The organism is Streptomyces sp. NPDC051662 (assembly GCF_040681655.1).
In the GTDB taxonomy this organism is placed as follows: Bacteria; Actinomycetota; Actinomycetes; order Streptomycetales; family Streptomycetaceae; genus Streptomyces.
Genome location: NZ_JBFAZD010000010.1, coordinates 229,316 through 244,846 on the forward strand (window position 1 = coordinate 229,316; position 15,531 = coordinate 244,846).

A 15,531-nucleotide genomic window follows, 5' to 3' on the forward strand; every position below is an offset into this window, starting at 1 on the left:
CCGCGTGCCACAGCGGAATTGAGACCAACGAAGGCAGAGAGCTCGCACGGGGTCCGAAAACCCTTGCCGACGGTGTCATCGGCGGGCGTGGACGGCGATGACGGCGGCCTTGGCAGTACGTGGCTGGCCAGGACACCAGCTTAGCCAGAATCTGTGCAACGGTCCGCCGATCCGCGCGCAACGCACCCCCGTGCGCCCCCGCTTGAGCCGCCGGCCGTCGTCGCCCCTACGTCTCGGACTGGTTCGCCGCGAGCGCCGCCCGAACTGCGCCGCGCAGCCCCTTGTCGACGATCCGCTCGTCTTGGAGCTCCCGGAAGTGGCGGGCGCAATGGGGGAACTCACCGAACACCGACGCGACGATGCCCGCGGCATCCCCGGACAGGGTGCGCAGCCAGCGCTTGACGGAATCCTGCGGCTTCCATTGGTCGAACCGCCCGTCCCAGGTGCACAGGGCCTGAAACGAAGCTTCCAGCAGGTCCCATTCCTCCTCACGCGCTGCGAGCTGGGCCACCCGCAACAGCCACCAGATCGCCCGGTCGGCCTCGGCGAACGCCGGCCATTGACCGCGGTCGCCGTCGACCTGAACCGCCATGGCGCGGACGAGCGTAATGGCCTGCCGCGGGTTGGCCAGGATCGCGGGCGCGGCGACGTCCAGCTTGAGCCGGGCCAGGGCGTCGAGGTACAGCTCGTAGTTGCCGGGCTGGTCAACGGCCAGAACGAGCAGCTGCCCCGCAGCCGTCTCGTCTCCTTCGGCGGCAGCATCCAGAAGGAGTTGCGCCCGGGCGATGGGCAACACGGCCGAGGGTGCGGTCTCGCGTTCGACGAGAGCCACGAAGGCCGCCATGTCCTGCGGGCGGGCGGCCGGGTCCGCGTAGGTGGCCTGACGGACCACACCGCGCCACGGGCCCGGGGGAGGAAGGAGCGGAACGTTCGGCTGAGGCCAAGTGCCGGTGAGAATCCACCCGATGACCTGGCCGAGGCTGTAGATGTCGCTCGCGGGGACAGCACCGTCGTGCGGGTCGGTGGACAGTTCCGGGGCGGCGAATCCCGGGGAGCCGATTGAGGCGTTCGTGATGGCCCTGTCGGCGCTGGTCTGACCATCGGGGCGCCGCACGATCCCCCAGTCGGCCACCGTCCAGAGCCCGTCCAGGAGCAGCAGGTTGGACGGTTTGATGTCCCGATGAACCCATCCGTGCCGGTGCGCCTCGCCGAGCGCCGCGGCCACGGCATCCACCAGGGCACGCAGCAGCGTCGTGTCCTGCAGCTCGCTGCGCTTGTCCTCCACGGTCGCCTGGGCCATCGGCATGATGAACCAGTCGTAGGCCGGGCTGAAGTCGAGGACCGGCATCACGTGGGGGTGTCCCCCCAGCAGCTGGGCGACGGTCACCTCCCGAACCATGCGACGGCGTGCCTGGGAGTCCTGGCGCCGCCGCCGCTTGAAGGCAACGACGGTGCCCGAGTGCTTGTGCTCGCCGCTGAACACATCGGCCTGGCCCTCGCTGGCCATCGGCAGCCGGTCGAGCTTGTAGTCCTTCCTCTGCCCGCGGGCCGAGCGGCTCACCAGGTCGTACCCGGTGACGCGCGGATCGACCGGGGCAGCGCCGATGTCGGCCGTACGGTAGCCGCAGATGCGGGTCAGGACCGCCCGCAGACGTGCGGGGTCGTTGTCGGGAACCGACGCCAGGAGGTAGCCGGGACCGGCGCCCGGCTCCTGGGCCAGGCCGAGGACCTGGTTGAGCCGGTACTCGGCGAGCGGTTCGCTCGACCGGTCACCCACTTCCGTGCGGTGCAGGGTGATGCGGTTCCCGGAGCCGTCGGGCGAGGCGCTCAGCACGCTCTCGGGGCCGACGGCCAGCAGATGTCCCGGCTCGTGACCGGCTGAGGGGATCCAGTCCTCCCGCCAGCCGAGGCCCGTCGTACGGCCGAGATCGACCACGGCACTGTGCCCGCCGGCACCCAGGAAGAACCGGCGGCCGCCGATCCACACGGCCGAGCGGACGGCAGCCTCGAACGCGATCGCGTACCGCAGCTGCCCGCCGACCGCCTCACCGGCCCGAGTCAGCGCCAGTGTCCCCCCGCCGGCGCCGAACGTGACCCCGGAGCCCGACAGCACCCACGGCTCGCCGTCGGGTCCGGCCAGCATCTCGGCGCCCGGCTCGAAGCCTCCCGCGACCGCGGTCAGCCGGCCTTCGTGCCACCGCACCACGGCGGGCCCGCACATCACCAGTACGTCCCCGTCAGAGCCGATGAGCGGCGCTCCGTGACAGCCGGGCAGCGCAAGGACCCACCGTGAGCGGCCGCGCGTCGGGTCGAGGTCCACGACCCCGTCCTCGCACGTGACGAGCAGCGAGTGGGAGCCACGCCAGACCATCCCCGTCGGCCGGACCGCCCATTGCTCACCGACGAGGAGCACCTCGGAGGAGGCGCCGGCCCACGTCCGCGTCCCCACCTCAACCGGAGCGCTCAGCCGCGCGGACGGAGTCATCGTCAGGGGCGAGTCACCACCCGCGGGCGCGACGACCAGCTCGGCGAGCGGCACGTAGGCGGACCGCCGACGGAAGATGTCACGGACGAGCTCGGCCAGCGGCAGCAGACCGGTGAGCGTGGCGTCCAGGTGCGTACGGTCGACCACCACGCCGAAGGCCCGGACGCCGTCGACGAGCTGTCCGGCCAGCGCCACATCATCCGTCCAGGACAGAAACGCCCAGCGGATGTCCCCGGGCCGTCCCGTCAGGCCGGCGCCCCTCACGATCCGTGAAATCGTTCCATCCCGCACCGCGGCCTCGTCCACGACGCAGCTGATGAGGTAGTCCCGACCCTCGAAGTCGAAGGAGACCGACGGCACCCCGCCGGTCTCCGCCACCCGAACCGCCGCAGGAACCACGGTGCGCGTCAGCAGAGCCGCCACCAGCTCGGCGAGCCGCTGCGCCCGGTCTCCAGGGGACGCCGTGTCGTCTGTTGCCCACCGGCCGTACTCGGTCAGCAGTTCCTGGTCGTCGTCCACGCTGTAATTCATTCCGCTCCCGGCCTGGCGGTGCTCGGCCGGCGCCGACCAGCATGATTGTGTCCCATCTGTGCTGCGGCGGAGGGGCGTTATCGCGGACTGGCACCGTCGAAGCGCTCCTGCGCGTACCCGGTCCGCATGGTGATCTGCTCAACGAGCCGGCCGTCTCGCCGCAGGTGCCAGGCGATGGGCCCGTGCGCGACGGTGAATCCGTCCGGGCGTCGTGTGACGTGCCGCTCCGACATCCTCGAGAGGGCGAACGCAAGCTGAGCGCGCATCACCATCAGCCGCTTCTCCTTCGGCACAGTGGAGAAGTAGACGCAGTCGGCAACGGCCCTGTTGCATACCATCAGGGCGACGTCCACCTGCCGCAGCTGCCGCCATACCCGCAGTGGAACCCCGGGTACGGGCCGATCTGCCGACTCCCCGTTCCACGTCAAGCACGGGGTCCTCGCCTTCGCTTTCTGCCGCTCCCTTTTCGCCGCCTTCTGTGCTTCCTTCACCTGCGCGGTGGCCGCGGCGGCCCGACCGGTGTTGGTGCGGGACTCCACCCACGTTGTCGCGCCGTTGTGGTTGCTGTAGGCGAACAGGGTCATCGTCCCGCTGTCGATCATGACGTGGTAGCGGCCGGTGCGCAGAGGAAGCGCGATCCGCATCACGTCCTCACCATTCCTGGTCAGCACCAGACCGTGAACCGCGGCCTCCTCGACCAGGTCGAGAAGGTGCTCCATGGCCAGGGACTCGCTGACGCCGTGGTCGCTGACGTAGGTGCGCACGGCGCTGGGAAGCACGGTCACCTGAGCGCGTAGGGCGCGGGCTTCGTGAGATGGGAAGTTCTCCGCGCGCGCCCAGCGGTTCTCCTTCGAGGGCGAACTCACGCCCGCTCTCCCTTCGCGCGCCGTGGAAGCCGCTCGGTCACGGCGCGCGCCAACGCGAGAGAGGTGGCCGCGGCCCGTGGCGACGGCGTCGCAAGGCCGGCCGGATTGCCCCACAGTTCCTGCCACTCCATCAGGTCGGGCAGGAGCGCAAGCCCCGACAGCCCGTGCTCCGTGACAGCTGCGGCGGTGTCGTTGAGCAGCTGCGCGTCGATGTCGCGGCGGGCCCGGGTCAGGACCCCCAGGACCGGCATCGGCGGCAACCCGCGCACCTCACCGGCCAGATCCCGCGCGACGTCCGCTCCCTGCCGGGGGGTCTCCGTGGACTCGATGAGACCGTCGAACGGTCGAAGAAGGTTCTCGTCACGGATGAGAGCAGTAGCCCACCGCGAGCGGTGTTCTTCCCAGAGACCCAGCCCCCATGTGGCTACGGCATCCTCCTCGACGTCCGTGAAGAACGCCTTGAGGAGAGCCCACCATTCCTCCTCGCTCTTGTGGCCGGGCATGAGACCGGCGGCCTGCCTCTGACGCTGCCTCTCCGGCCAGCTGGCCGCAACGTGCGGCCACTGGTCCGGATGCCGCCGAAGACCCTCGGGGTTCACGGAGCGGATGAAGTCAGCGCGCCAGGAGTCGAGTTCGGCGCCCTCCGGCGCTGAAGCCCTGCTCGCGGCATCCTCTCCACCCTCGTCCTCGTCGTCTTCGTCCAGCTCGTCGGCGCCATAGTCGGCGTCATAGTCGGTGTCGAAGGCGATGTGGGCGAGATCCCCCCACCACTCCTCGATCTCCTCGGCATCGGCCGGGTCGTAGACCCGGGGGTCTCCGTCCTCGGCGCGCGCGGCCAGGTACACGGCGAACATGAGGTCGAGGAGGATCATCAGGCGCTGGACGGGATCCGGCGCCGGCGGAGTCCACGCTCCAGACCGTTCGCCCAGCCATTCCCACATCCGCACGTGCTCCGGGCGCCGGTCCACGACCCGCGTGTCCGTCCACAGTGAACCGCCGCCGCGGGGACGTTCGGGCATGACCGCGAGGACCAGATCACTGGCGTCGACCAGACGGCGCTGCTGGAACCCCGGGTCAAGGACGACGACGTCGTACTGCCACTGCCGGGCCCGGGACACCATCTCCCGGGCGGCTTCGGTATCGGGCGGCAGGAGGCCGACGTTCACCGAGCCGTTGCCGGTGAAGGCGGGTGTCGGCTGGTTGCCGAACAGCGCGACAACGTTGCTGGGATCGTCACCGCCGAGCACCAGGACCCGGTTGCCCGACCGCGCCAGAGCGCCTGCCAGGACGACGGCCGCCGTCGTGCAGCCATACCCGCCACGGCCGTTGGACGATGTCACGGCCACCACATCGCCGTTCGTCGTACGGGCGGGGCCTGCCGCTCGCGGCTGGAGGCGTACCGGGTTCGGTCCTTCGAGTTCCTCGGCCGCGGGTGGACGGGACCGCCAATCGGGCATGCGCTCCAGGAACAGCCCGGCCCGGCGAAGCGCACGACTCCACGGGGCGGCCTCACCGGCACTGAACCGCCTGCCGAGCAGCTCCAGCGGTCCTCCCTCGGCTCGCTGCGGGATCGACTCGTCCCACAACGGCGTCCCGCCCGCGGCGATGGTCCAGGCGTGCGCGCGCTCCAGGTCCTCGCGTCCCGCCCGGCCCGCCCGGACGCGCGCGCCGTGCCCCGTTCCTGCGGCATGGCGCACCCGCACGGTGATGCGCGCCTGCCGGCCGATCAGCCCGAGCGCGAGGTCCTCATCCGGGCTTGCCCAAGGGCGAAGCCACGGCACGCCTGAGATGTCGGGGCCTGTTTGTGCCGGAAGAAGGCGGGCGAGCAAGAGCGGCAGGTCTGCGTCCTTGCACCACAGGGTCAGGCCGTGGGATCGCGGCGACGCCGCCACGACACCGCACAGGGTGCCAGCGGAAACCGGGCTTCCGTCGTCGAGCGGCGATCGGACCAGCGCCTGGAGGGCACCGGCTTCGAGGAGTTCCTGAACCCAGTCCGTAGCGTCGGGGACCAGTCCCTGGTGCAGCCCGTTGTTCCGGTACCACTCCAGAGCGACGGCGCGGGGCTCGCCGGTGTACTTCTGCCGCAGTCGGGCAACGTCAGAATCGGTCGCCATGTCAGTCCATTCCGCGGCGCGACTCCCCGGACCGGCACGCCGACAGACGCAATGAAGCTCTCATCTACTGATGTCGCGATTCGCGTCTTTCCGCCGAGCGCACACGCGGGTCCGGGCCGCGCCGTGCAGGCAGGGGCAGCAGTGTCTGCCAGGGACACCATAGCGAATTCGACATCGAGGGCGAAGCGGGTGGGCATCTCGCCGGCCGGTCCTCAAGGGCGAGGCGTGGGGCGCGGTGATCATTTGCGGACGGAGGCGGGCGCACGGAGACGGGCCCCGTGGATGACAGGGCCCGTCAGGGGTATCTCGGCCGTCCGCCACCGCGGACCGCGGACGACGCGTTCACGGCAGCGGGGGCGGCTGGGCAGGCGGGTGCCCGCCGGTGACCGGTGTACCGCTCATCCGGATGGAGAACGCGAGGATGACGATGCCGAACGCCAGGATCCAGGGGGAGTGCAGAATGATGGCGGCTCCGGTCGTGCTGAGGGCGAGTCCTTCCCAGCCGGTACGGGGATCCCGCGTGCGCCACGCCTTGCTCAGGTGGAAGAGACCTCCCGCGAGAACCATGGTCCCCCCGAGGATGAAGAGGCAGGTGAACACGGCGAGGGTGGTGTTCACCTGTCACCGAGCCCGAGCTGACGCACAGCGCTTTCGGGGTCTCCCCGGACGGGCCGCGATCTGCATGCCTGCCGTGTCCAGGGCGTGGTACAGGCCGTGTTCCCCGGTGACGAACGTCGGTTCGGACGGCTCCTCGCACGGTGCGAGCCGGTAGCCCGACGGCAGCGGGTCGTCCTCGGCGGGTGACTCGACCAACCACAGTCGCCAGATGACGCCCTGCGGGCCCCGGGCCTCGAAGGTATCGCTGCCGTATCCGCCGACCATGTCCCATTGAGGCAAGGGGCCGAGGTTGTAGCTCACGAGGTGGGGCTCCTCTCCTGTGCGTCCACGATGCGGCGAGCGGGCTGAACTCCGCGATGCCGCGCTGACGTCCGCCGAAGTCCCGTCAGCCGATCCGCCACCGGGGCCTTCGGGGCAGTCCGGTGGGCGCCTCCATCATGCATCAAATGATGCCCGTAAAGGTTGACGGTGTCAACACTTGTGAACATGACGTCTGGCTGCGCCGCACGGAGAGTGATCGCGGCCGCAAGGGCAGGGCGCTATCCCTTCGGCGACGCCGCGGCAGCCGAGTCGAACACCGATCCCACGACGGTGACCGCGTAGCCGATTCTCACCGGCGACCGCAGCAGCGGGGTCTGGACCAGCATGTCCCACAGGACCGGCTCGGCGGAGTCCGGCCGCCATGAGATGACGAGGGCATCGCCGTCCTCCCGCGCGCCGCGCAAGGCCGTCTCGCAGCGGCCCTGGGCCTCTGCCAGCGTGTCGTACGTCGGCTCCAGCGGGGTGTGGGACTGCGCGTCGCTGTAGTCAGCCCGGTATCGCGTCGTGGTGCTCTCCCCGCAGGGCGGCGGAAGTTGGTGACTCATCCCGTCATCCTTTCACTGCCCGCCTGACTCCGGAGCGCTCGAACGCTCCGGGCCCGGATGCCCGAGGCGATGGCCACCGCCTCGGCTGTGTCGCGGTGGTCGCCGGTGAGAGGCGGCCCGCCCGCCAGGTGCAGGCTCACGCTGGCCAGCCCGAGACGCTGCTGCCACGGGCCCTGCTCCGTCCATACGCCCTGGACACTGCTGATCGGGGCAAGGTGAACGATGCTGCGCAGGAACAACCCCTCCCAGACGCTGAAGTGCTCCGTGCCGCTGAAGAACGACAGGCTCCGGCTGAACGGTGTGGCCCACCGGGCACGTACCGGGGCGCGTCGGAAGGTGCGCAGCACGGTGACGGAGTCCGGTCCCCAGAGGCCGGCGATCAGCGCTTCGGCTTCGCCGCGTGTGGCGACGGGGGCGATCATCTGCGGTTCCTGGTAGCCGGCCGTGGCCACGTAGATGCGGACCCAGTTGCGGCGTCGCCACAGAAGGGGCTGTTCCAGGATCACGGCCTGGGTGCGCTGGTGGCGGAACGTCTGGTGCTGGGTGTCGAACAGCCCGAAGTCGGCCCGGAATCCGCCGGGTCCGGAAGTCAGGGTCCAGCCATGCCAGCGGGGCCACCGGGCGCCGGTCATCTGCCACACCGGGGCCAGGACACCGGCTGCCGAGAGCAGCACGAGAGGCTGCTGGAACAGCACGTAGGGGATGAGGCTGCCGGCCAGCAGCATTACGGCCTGCATGAACGTGTGGACGTCCAGCAGCAGGGACAGAGCGAGTGTCCGCGGTCTGACGCTGAGCAGGACCCCGCCGGCGTTCTTGGACGCCGGCGTCGGGGCGGGGACCGGTTCGCTGCCGGGCCGGTCGCCGGCCATACGGGTGCGCAGGGCGGAGAGGAGCACCTCGCACTGCGCCGTCCCCAGGTAGGCAAGGTCGCTGGACTTCCCGGAAACCGACAGGCGCAGTGTGCACACTCCGGCGACGCGGCCAAGCAGTGGCCGGTGGATGTCGGCGGCCTGGAGGTGGGCGAGCTCGAAGCGTCGCTTGCGCTGGAAGAGGAGGCCGGAGCGGTAGTGCAGCGCATCGCTGGTGAGCCGGTAGGACGTGGCTCGCCAGGATATGTAGCCGTAGGCTGCCCCGGCGAAGGAGACGGCGCCGACGGCCGCGGCCAGAGCCCACCAGGGCCAGCTCTTTGCGGCATGCAGCCACTCCGGGAGGTCACGGAAGACGAACATGATGACGGCCAGGGGCACTGCCCAGGCCCGGCGCCACGGTGTGACCGGGTGCAGACGCCCCTCCAGGACGACCGAGCTCGTCACAGGGCCACCTGCCGCTCGGTCGCGAGGTGCGTGAGGAGATCACGGATCCGCTCGGCCTCCGCGGCCTCGATGTCCTCCACGCTCGCGCTCTGGTAGGCGCCGGTCGCCACGGTGACCGTGGCCAGCCCGAAGCAGCGCTGCAGCGGCCCCGAGGCCACCTCGATGGTCTGGATCCGCCCGAAGGGAAGCGCGCACTGGTAGTGGAAGAACAGCCCGCCGCGGACGAGGACTTCGTCCTGGGTGAGTTTGTACCCGGTGTGCTCCCAGACGGCGCGCAGCCGCCACCACCTCCACACGCCCCATGCCACCACGACGCCGGCGCCCGTCCATCCCGGCCAGGTCGGCACAGCCGTGAACAGACGCGGCAGGAGGAGAGCGCCGACCCCCGCGAGAACGAGGGCGCCGCCGAAGGTGCACACGACGACAGTCAGCCGCCACAGCGACAACGCGGTGCGCGGCAGAGAGGTGTAACTCGCGCTCCCGGGAAGGCGGGCAGGCCCGGGAGGCACGGCGGGGTCCGTCAAAAGGATCTCCAGAGGAAGGAAGCGGGAGAAAGTGCGGGGCGAAGGGGGATCCGGCAAGCACCCCGGGCACCGACCGGCCCCGAGGACGGCGGCCGGTCGGTGCCCGGGGTCAAGCGGCCGGACGCAGAGCGTTCTGGATGGACTTGAGCTTCCGCTCGGCCGTGGTGGCCCGGTTCTTCCAGCGGTCGCGGTCCTTCACGATGCGGTCGACGGCCGCCGCCTTCTCCAGCAGCTGCGCCGTAGTGAGCTCCAGCAGGCGGTCCTTGGCCGGGGGAGCGGGCTCGGAGGCGTCCTTGTGGACGGAGAGGTGAGCGCGGACCTGGCCGAGGTTGCCGGTGAACGTGCAGTCCTCGACCTTGCAGCCGTGGACGGTGCTTCCGTCGTCGAGCAACAGCTCGACGATCCGGGTGAAGTACACCGGCTTCTCGGCGCTCCACAGGGGGCTCTTGGTCTTCTGCTCGTCGATGACCTCGTGGCCGTGGACGGTGGTGGCGGTGATGGCGGCAGCCTTTCAAGAGGAGAAACGGTCCTGTGCCGTGGGCCCGGCACATCGGCCGGGCCCACGACGCACAGAGCTCAGGCGAGGACGAGACCGGCCAGGGGGATGCCCTCGACGACGTCGGTCGGGTCCCCGTTGCGCCGGGCCTTGGCCAGACGTGCCGCCGACTGGGTGTCGAGCGCGATGTCGGCGAGGGTCTCGCCCTTCTTGCTCTTGCGGGTGCGCGTGACCGTGCCGCCGAGGCCGTTCAAGTACTTCGGCTTCATGTTGGTCATCTCGACCTTCGTGCCGGTACGCACGAGGCTGCCCCGGACGGCCCAGACGATCTCGCGGCGCTTGCCGCACAGCTCCTGCAGGATGTCGAGCTCCTCCGCCGTCGCGTGCTCGCGGATGTAGGCGGCGAGGTCGGCCGGGCGGACTTCGGTGCGGGGGAGTTCGGTGGTGAGGCTCAAGCGGGTTCCTTTCGTTCGCGGTCGTCGGTCAGCGGGGGAAGACGCAGGCCAGGGGCATCGTCAGGGTGTAGGTGGTGGCGCCCTTGGGGATGCGGTGGGCGTACTTGTGGTGTCCCTGGAGCATCCAGAGCGACTCACTGTCGACGAGGAGGACGGCCACCGGCTGCTTCGGCAGGCTGCGGTTGACGCTGTGGATCGTGCCGGTGATGCCGTTGAGCTCCTTGTCCTGGAGCCGGTCGACGCGGATCTCCTGGCCTGCGACGAGGGCGTCCATGCGCTCCTTGGCCACGCGGGCCCTGCCCTCCTTGGCTGCCTCGGAGAACAGGTCGAGGTCGTCGAGGGCGGCGTTGTCCGCGGTGTAGCGGACGACGTCGGAGAACGAGATGGTCATACGTGGGCCTCCTGGTCGGGCAGGGTGATGTGGGCTTCGAGCAGAGCGAGGGCGTCTTCCTCGAAGTAACCGCGGATGCGGTCGCGGACGTCGCCGGTCGTCTCGCGCTGGGCGGCATAGAGACGAGTCAGCAAGTCCCTCGCCGCGTGGTCGAGTTCGCTCATGCCGCCGCCCCAGGGTTGTCGTCGTGGGCGGACCACTGGGCACGGGCCGCGAGTTCGGCGTCGGCCGCCGTCGGGGCGCGGACGACGGCCCGCATGCGCGTCCAGCCGTCTTCGGAGCGCAGTTCGTCGGTGCGCCAGGAGTGCTCGGGGACAGCGAAGTCCAGGACGGTGGAGACCAGCGTTTCGCTGGGGTCCGCATCCCGGCGCAGGCCGATGACCGTGAAACGCGGGCTGGTCCACTCCTCGTACTGGTCCTTGGTGGCCAGGTAGTGGGTGCCCGGGTGCACGCTCGGCGGCGTCGCCTCGGGTCCGAGGATCTGCCGCCACTTCGGGCCCGGCAGCTGGACGAGCGTGCCGTCCTTCAGCATCGCGTCGATCAGGGCCATGTGCGCCACGGCCGAGCCCGTCGGCAGATCGTAGATCCGGTCGAGGGCTGTGCCGTTGTGGCGCCAGTACATCCGGACGATGACGTCGTAGCGCTTGAGCGGACGATTCTGATGGGTCAGCGCGTCAAGGACGGCCTCTCGGGTGCAGGGCGGCGGGGTCGGATGGTCTGTCATACGCCTCCAGGGGCGGGGAAGTGCACGGAGTCGCACCGGCGGACGCGTCTTTCAGGCGGGACGGTGGAGCCTGGCGCGGTTCTCGGCGAGGTCGCTGAGCCAGCCCGGCGCCCAGGAGGCGGGGCCGGCAGCGGCGAAGCGCCAGAGCTCGTACGGAGCTCGTCGGGGGTTGACGGTCCCGTCCTTGCGGACGAACCGTGCAAGGACGGCCACGCTGATCAGGTCGAAGTGGGTTCCGTCGGCACTGACGTAGCGGAGGGACACGGACTCGGGACGGAGAGAGGCCGGGTGAGTGCGGGTGGACAGGGCGTAAGGGAAGTCGCCCGCCCCGTCGATCGAGGCGGCGGCCAGTTCCACGGTGTGCGTGGCGGCGGGGCGCGCGGGCAGCATGCCCGTGCTCATACCGTTCGCCCGCCGTCGGACTGGTCCACTGCGTCCGGGTCCTGGTGGTGCCACACGAAGGCGCGCAACCAGGGCGGCGCGTGGACGCCGAACTCGGTGGTGACGGTGAAGGGGTCGATGGTCACGTGGAAGCGCTGGATGGCCCGGGACGCCGGATTGACCGTGTCGTCCGCGCGCGGACGACATCCGACGACGTCTACGCGATCGAGCAGCCACGACGAGCCGTTGCGGCGGGTGTACGCCAGCAGCAACTCCGAAGGGCGCATGGGGAAGTTGTAGTCCGTGTGGCCCGGTGCCAGGTCGTCGGCCGTTCCGGTGTACCGGACGACCCGCGTGGCAAAGTCGTCGACGAGGTCCAAGGTGTTGGGCAAGCGGGCCGCCTCCCAGGGTGGGCGTTGGGGAGCCTGTCTTGGGGCCCCTCGGAGGGAGGGGCCCCAGAACAGGGCTGGGCGTCTCAGGCAGTGGCCGAGCAGGGTTACGCGGAGGGGGAGATCCGCAGCGGCACCAGGAGGTGCCGGTAGCTGTCCTCGCCGTCGTCGGCGGTCAGCATCACCGGCTTGGCGGCGTGCCCGTCCTCGAACTCCTTGACGTGCAGGGTGACGGAGTCCTTGTGGGAGAAGGCGTCCAGGGCGGCGAGCAGGAAGGCCGGGTTGAACCGGACGCTCTGCCCCGCGACGTCCTTGTCGGTGCCGCAGGCGAGGGTGTGCGGGACGTTCATGCCCCTGACCCGGGACTGCGCCTCGGGGTCCTCGACAACGGGCGCGAGGGTCAGGGCGCCTTCCTGGCTCCACAGCAGGGCGACGGGGCTGCCCGTACTGCCGACGGCCTGAACCATGGCCATGCTCTTCTTCGCCGCGCGCACCAGCGTCGCCCGGTCCATGCGGATGCTCGCGGCGAACGCGGTCGGGAACATCGCTGTGTACTTCGGGAACTTCCCGTCCCGGGCCCGGACGGTGATCTGGGTGTCTCCCAGCGTCAGCGTGGCGCGCGGGATGTCGCCGTCCTCTCCCAGCACACCGATGCCGATGGGGCCCTCGTAGGTCTTGAACTGCTTCAGCAGCGATACCAGGACGGACGCGGAGAACAGAACGCTCAGAGGCTTGTCCGGCGAACGGATGGTCGCTTCGGCGCGAACCTGGCCTTCAGCCAGGCGGTAGCGGTCGGTCGCGGCCAGGGTGAGGGTCTGGCCGGCCAGGGTGAAGTTCACCGACGTAAGCAGAGGGAGGGTGTCGTCACGTGCGACAGCCGGCAGGACGCGCTTGAGCTCAGCGAAGAACTCGCCCGCATCGACCGTCACCGTGGCGGGAAGCGGCTCCGGGGGCGAGGTGAACTCTTCGCGCTCCAGCGCGGCGATGGGCACGGTCAGGTGCTCCGTCGACAGCAGGTCACCGGTCAGGGACACCACCGTGCCCTCCGCCCGGCTCTTCGTCTCCCCGGCCACCATGGCGGCGAGAGCCTTCTTCAGCTGAGCGAAGTGCAGCAGGCTGCTGCCCTTCCGGGCACGGCCCTTCAACGTGACCGACACGGCCGTCTCGTAGTCGAACGTGGTGAGTTTCGCGCGGTTGCGGCCCGTCTCGACGAGGACGCCGCGCTGGGCTTCCACGGCGGACTTCGCGCAGACGCCGAACTCCACGACCTTCAGAGCCCGTGAGAGCTCGCCGTGGTTGAGGATCATGCCTGCGGTCGGTTTGACCGGCGCCGGGACGGCCTCGGCGGTGGGGCGGGGCGTTGCGGTGAGAGAAAGGGGGATGGCTGCCTCCGTGAGGTGTGGAAGGGGAGCGGCCGGAGCCGGAAGAGGCGTCGGCCCCGGAGGCTCACACGGGCTGTGCGAGCGGCGGGGTGCGCTGGCTTTCGACGGAGTTCTCGTCGAGCCGTGGTGGTGGGAGGGGAGGGAGTCGAACCCTCCGAGGCGGGGAGCTACCCACGCGCGCCTATCGGCGTCGCGACAGCACGGACCTTCGTGCCCTTGCGCCGGGAATCGAACCCGGCAAACCTTCCACTCCTCCCAGGGCGCGTACGAGGCGTACGTGAGTGCTGCGGGTTGGGGTGTCGTGGTCTGTGAGGTAGAGCAACGTTTGGGGCTTGGCGTGGCCGGGGCCAGGCCGCCGGGCAAGTGCCCGGCGGCCGTCAGCCGGTCAGACCGCCAGCGCGAGCAGGTCGAATGCCTTCTGCTTGTCCTTGGTGGCGTCGCTGGAGGTGGTCAGCGTGCGTGTCGCGCGGATCTCGGCGGCCTTGACCGGGTTCTTGCCCGCCGGGGCGTGGTGGTCGAGGTACTCGGTGATGGCGTTGTAACCGGCCCAGCGGGTGCCACGGATCGCGGCCTGCGTCTCGGCGTTCTCGAACAGGTTGCGCAGGGTGCCCATACGCGCGCGGTGGTTGTTGACCTTCCGCTTGCCGGGGTTCGGCTCATCCATCGGCCAGATCTGCTCGACGACCTTCTCGAACTCGCCGAGCGTCATGCTCTCGTTGATGAGCTTCTCGGCCTCGCGCTCGAAGGACTCGACGTAGGCGAAGACGATGTCCAGGGCCTTGCGGGCCTCGGCGATCTTGCCCTTCGCACCCACGGTGTGACGGATGGAGTACGACGCCTGAGCATCGCGCCGGGCCATGGACGCGGTGTTCGCGCACACGACGCGGGTCGGGCTGAGCAGGAGGCGGAAGGCGCTGGAGCCGTCGTGGCTGTTGAGACCGGCGAGATAGAGGTCGTGGCGGTCGAAGCCGCCGACCTGTACGCCCATCGGCAGCTTCATCGTCACGAAGACGTTCTTGCCGCCGTGCAGGGAACCGGCCGTCTCGAAGTTCGCGCCGGACTCGTCCACGAGGAGATTGAGCATCTCGGTGTGGGCCTCGTTCTGGACCGGCTCGTACTTGCTGCCCACGGTGCCCAGGCGCTCGACTGCGCCGGTCTTGGGGTTGTCGCGGACGGTGAAGAAGTCGTCCGGCGAGTCGATGCGGGTGACACCGTGCTCGGTGATCTCGACGGCGTTCACGCCGCCGATCTTGCGCACATTCCAGCCGGACAGGTAGCTCTTCTCCAGAGCCTCCTCGGCGGTCAGCGCGCCCTGGGTAACGGTGCCCAGACGGTGCCAGGCGTCGACTCCATTGGCGGAGACGAAGGAAGCGGTGCCATCGACGTGAACCTCAAGACCGTGCGACAAGTGCGACTCCTCGTTTTGTCCCTTGGGGCCTTTCCCCTGTTGACAAGTAAGATATTACACGAGTGGGGGTGCGACGTCAAATCTTACGTGTCAACAGGGGCCTCGCTCGCGGACCGGGAGACAGCCCGGAGCGTTGAGAGCCCTGGCCCGGCCGGCCCGCCTGATCCTCGGCAGGCCGCCACCTGTATGCGGCCCGCCGGCGTCTGCGGGCCGGCAGGTCAGAACAAGGCAGCCTGTTCACCTGCCGACGGCAGCGTGCGGCAGTTACCCGCGTCCTCCGTGGCGCCACTCCGCCGCGGCGGAGCAACGGGGCTGGGCACCGCCGCCGACGGGCGGGCGACGCATCCGCACGCGCAGGGTCGGGGCGCGATCCACACACGGGTTTCCCGGGCGCCGAAGGTGTCCCACAGGTGCGGGCCGGCGATCGGTCTGCCGTCGGCGCCGAAGATGCCGGTCTCGGGATACTCGGCGTAGACCCGTTCCGCACAGCGGTGATAGCCCAGGCGGCATGACGAGCACAGGGCCGCGGGGCAGCGGCCGCACCAATTTCCCCACACGGGGCAGTGGTGAGGGCCGTGCCCGTAACTG

At 70.0% G+C, this 15,531-nt stretch carries 17 protein-coding genes and 1 tRNA gene; all 18 read right to left on the reverse strand.

From position 1 onward, the window contains the following. Positions 1 to 226: 226 nt before the first annotated feature. The gene (locus tag AB0M67_RS19155; protein WP_365746851.1) at positions 227 to 3,016 is read right to left on the reverse strand and encodes a protein kinase; all 2,790 of its coding nucleotides are present in this window, start codon (positions 3,014 to 3,016) and stop codon (positions 227 to 229) included. A 77-nt stretch (positions 3,017 to 3,093) separates the two neighbouring features. Beyond that, on the reverse strand, positions 3,094 to 3,882 hold the full coding sequence (locus tag AB0M67_RS19160) for a hypothetical protein (protein WP_365746852.1): 789 nt from the start codon (positions 3,880 to 3,882) through the stop codon (positions 3,094 to 3,096). Then, entirely contained in the window at positions 3,879 to 5,996 is a 2,118-nt protein-coding gene (locus AB0M67_RS19165; protein ID WP_365746853.1) for a hypothetical protein, read from the reverse strand. Before AB0M67_RS19165 ends, AB0M67_RS19160 begins: the two co-directional genes overlap by 4 nt. A 342-nt stretch (positions 5,997 to 6,338) precedes the next feature. Next, positions 6,339 to 6,614, reverse strand: coding sequence for a hypothetical protein (locus AB0M67_RS19170; RefSeq protein ID WP_365746854.1), 276 nt, complete (start codon positions 6,612 to 6,614; stop codon positions 6,339 to 6,341). A gap of 3 nt (positions 6,615 to 6,617) precedes the next feature. Then, a complete protein-coding gene (locus AB0M67_RS19175; protein ID WP_365746856.1) occupies positions 6,618 to 6,914 on the reverse strand; it encodes a hypothetical protein in 297 nt (98 codons plus the stop codon). 239 nt (positions 6,915 to 7,153) lie between these two features. Further along, positions 7,154 to 7,480: a hypothetical protein gene (locus tag AB0M67_RS19180; RefSeq protein WP_365746857.1), complete on the reverse strand. Its 327-nt coding sequence runs from the start codon at positions 7,478 to 7,480 to the stop codon at positions 7,154 to 7,156. Next, on the reverse strand, positions 7,477 to 8,793 hold the full coding sequence (locus AB0M67_RS19185) for a PH domain-containing protein (RefSeq protein ID WP_365746859.1): 1,317 nt from the start codon (positions 8,791 to 8,793) through the stop codon (positions 7,477 to 7,479). The genes AB0M67_RS19180 and AB0M67_RS19185 overlap by 4 nt, the downstream gene beginning before the upstream one ends. After that, complete coding sequence (locus tag AB0M67_RS19190; protein ID WP_365746861.1) at positions 8,790 to 9,302, reverse strand: PH domain-containing protein; 513 nt, start codon at positions 9,300 to 9,302, stop codon at positions 8,790 to 8,792. Before AB0M67_RS19190 ends, AB0M67_RS19185 begins: the two co-directional genes overlap by 4 nt. A gap of 124 nt (positions 9,303 to 9,426) precedes the next feature. Further along, positions 9,427 to 9,735, reverse strand: a complete 309-nt coding sequence (locus AB0M67_RS19195) for a hypothetical protein (RefSeq protein WP_365746863.1) — start codon at positions 9,733 to 9,735, stop codon at positions 9,427 to 9,429. Between the two features lie 158 nt (positions 9,736 to 9,893). Continuing rightward, positions 9,894 to 10,268, reverse strand: coding sequence for a hypothetical protein (locus AB0M67_RS19200; RefSeq protein WP_365746865.1), 375 nt, complete (start codon positions 10,266 to 10,268; stop codon positions 9,894 to 9,896). Between the two features lie 28 nt (positions 10,269 to 10,296). Continuing rightward, entirely contained in the window at positions 10,297 to 10,659 is a 363-nt protein-coding gene (locus AB0M67_RS19205) for a hypothetical protein (RefSeq protein WP_365746867.1), read from the reverse strand. Beyond that, on the reverse strand, positions 10,656 to 10,823 hold the full coding sequence (locus AB0M67_RS19210; RefSeq protein WP_365746869.1) for a hypothetical protein: 168 nt from the start codon (positions 10,821 to 10,823) through the stop codon (positions 10,656 to 10,658). The genes AB0M67_RS19205 and AB0M67_RS19210 overlap by 4 nt, the downstream gene beginning before the upstream one ends. After that, positions 10,820 to 11,383: a hypothetical protein gene (locus tag AB0M67_RS19215; protein WP_365746871.1), complete on the reverse strand. Its 564-nt coding sequence runs from the start codon at positions 11,381 to 11,383 to the stop codon at positions 10,820 to 10,822. Before AB0M67_RS19215 ends, AB0M67_RS19210 begins: the two co-directional genes overlap by 4 nt. Before the next feature lie 51 nt (positions 11,384 to 11,434). Next, positions 11,435 to 11,785, reverse strand: a complete 351-nt coding sequence (locus tag AB0M67_RS19220; RefSeq protein WP_365746873.1) for a hypothetical protein — start codon at positions 11,783 to 11,785, stop codon at positions 11,435 to 11,437. Continuing rightward, the gene (locus AB0M67_RS19225) at positions 11,782 to 12,156 is read right to left on the reverse strand and encodes a hypothetical protein (RefSeq protein ID WP_365746875.1); all 375 of its coding nucleotides are present in this window, start codon (positions 12,154 to 12,156) and stop codon (positions 11,782 to 11,784) included. The genes AB0M67_RS19220 and AB0M67_RS19225 overlap by 4 nt, the downstream gene beginning before the upstream one ends. 104 nt (positions 12,157 to 12,260) lie before the next feature. Further along, positions 12,261 to 13,460 carry a DNA polymerase III subunit beta gene (locus AB0M67_RS19230; RefSeq protein ID WP_365746877.1) on the reverse strand — a complete coding sequence of 400 codons (1,200 nt, stop codon included), beginning with the start codon at positions 13,458 to 13,460 and terminating at the stop codon, positions 12,261 to 12,263. Between the two features lie 202 nt (positions 13,461 to 13,662). Further along, a tRNA-OTHER gene (locus AB0M67_RS19235) sits at positions 13,663 to 13,792 on the reverse strand. Positions 13,793 to 13,920: 128 nt separating this feature from the next. Further along, entirely contained in the window at positions 13,921 to 14,943 is a 1,023-nt protein-coding gene (locus AB0M67_RS19240) for a DUF932 domain-containing protein (RefSeq protein ID WP_365746879.1), read from the reverse strand. Positions 14,944 to 15,531: the final 588 nt, after the last annotated feature.

Bases quoted from the DNA above. Each gene is read 5' to 3' on its own strand.
- AB0M67_RS19155 (WP_365746851.1), bottom strand. From the start codon at position 3,016: ATGAATTACAGCGTGGACGACGACCAGGAACTGCTGACCGAGTACGGC.
- AB0M67_RS19165 (WP_365746853.1), bottom strand. From the start codon at position 5,996: ATGGCGACCGATTCTGACGTTGCCCGACTGCGGCAGAAGTACACCGGC.
- AB0M67_RS19180 (WP_365746857.1), bottom strand. From the start codon at position 7,480: ATGAGTCACCAACTTCCGCCGCCCTGCGGGGAGAGCACCACGACGCGA.
- AB0M67_RS19205 (WP_365746867.1), bottom strand. From the start codon at position 10,659: ATGACCATCTCGTTCTCCGACGTCGTCCGCTACACCGCGGACAACGCC.
- AB0M67_RS19210 (WP_365746869.1), bottom strand. From the start codon at position 10,823: ATGAGCGAACTCGACCACGCGGCGAGGGACTTGCTGACTCGTCTCTAT.
- AB0M67_RS19215 (WP_365746871.1), bottom strand. From the start codon at position 11,383: ATGACAGACCATCCGACCCCGCCGCCCTGCACCCGAGAGGCCGTCCTT.
- AB0M67_RS19220 (WP_365746873.1), bottom strand. From the start codon at position 11,785: ATGAGCACGGGCATGCTGCCCGCGCGCCCCGCCGCCACGCACACCGTG.
- AB0M67_RS19230 (WP_365746877.1), bottom strand. From the start codon at position 13,460: ATGATCCTCAACCACGGCGAGCTCTCACGGGCTCTGAAGGTCGTGGAG.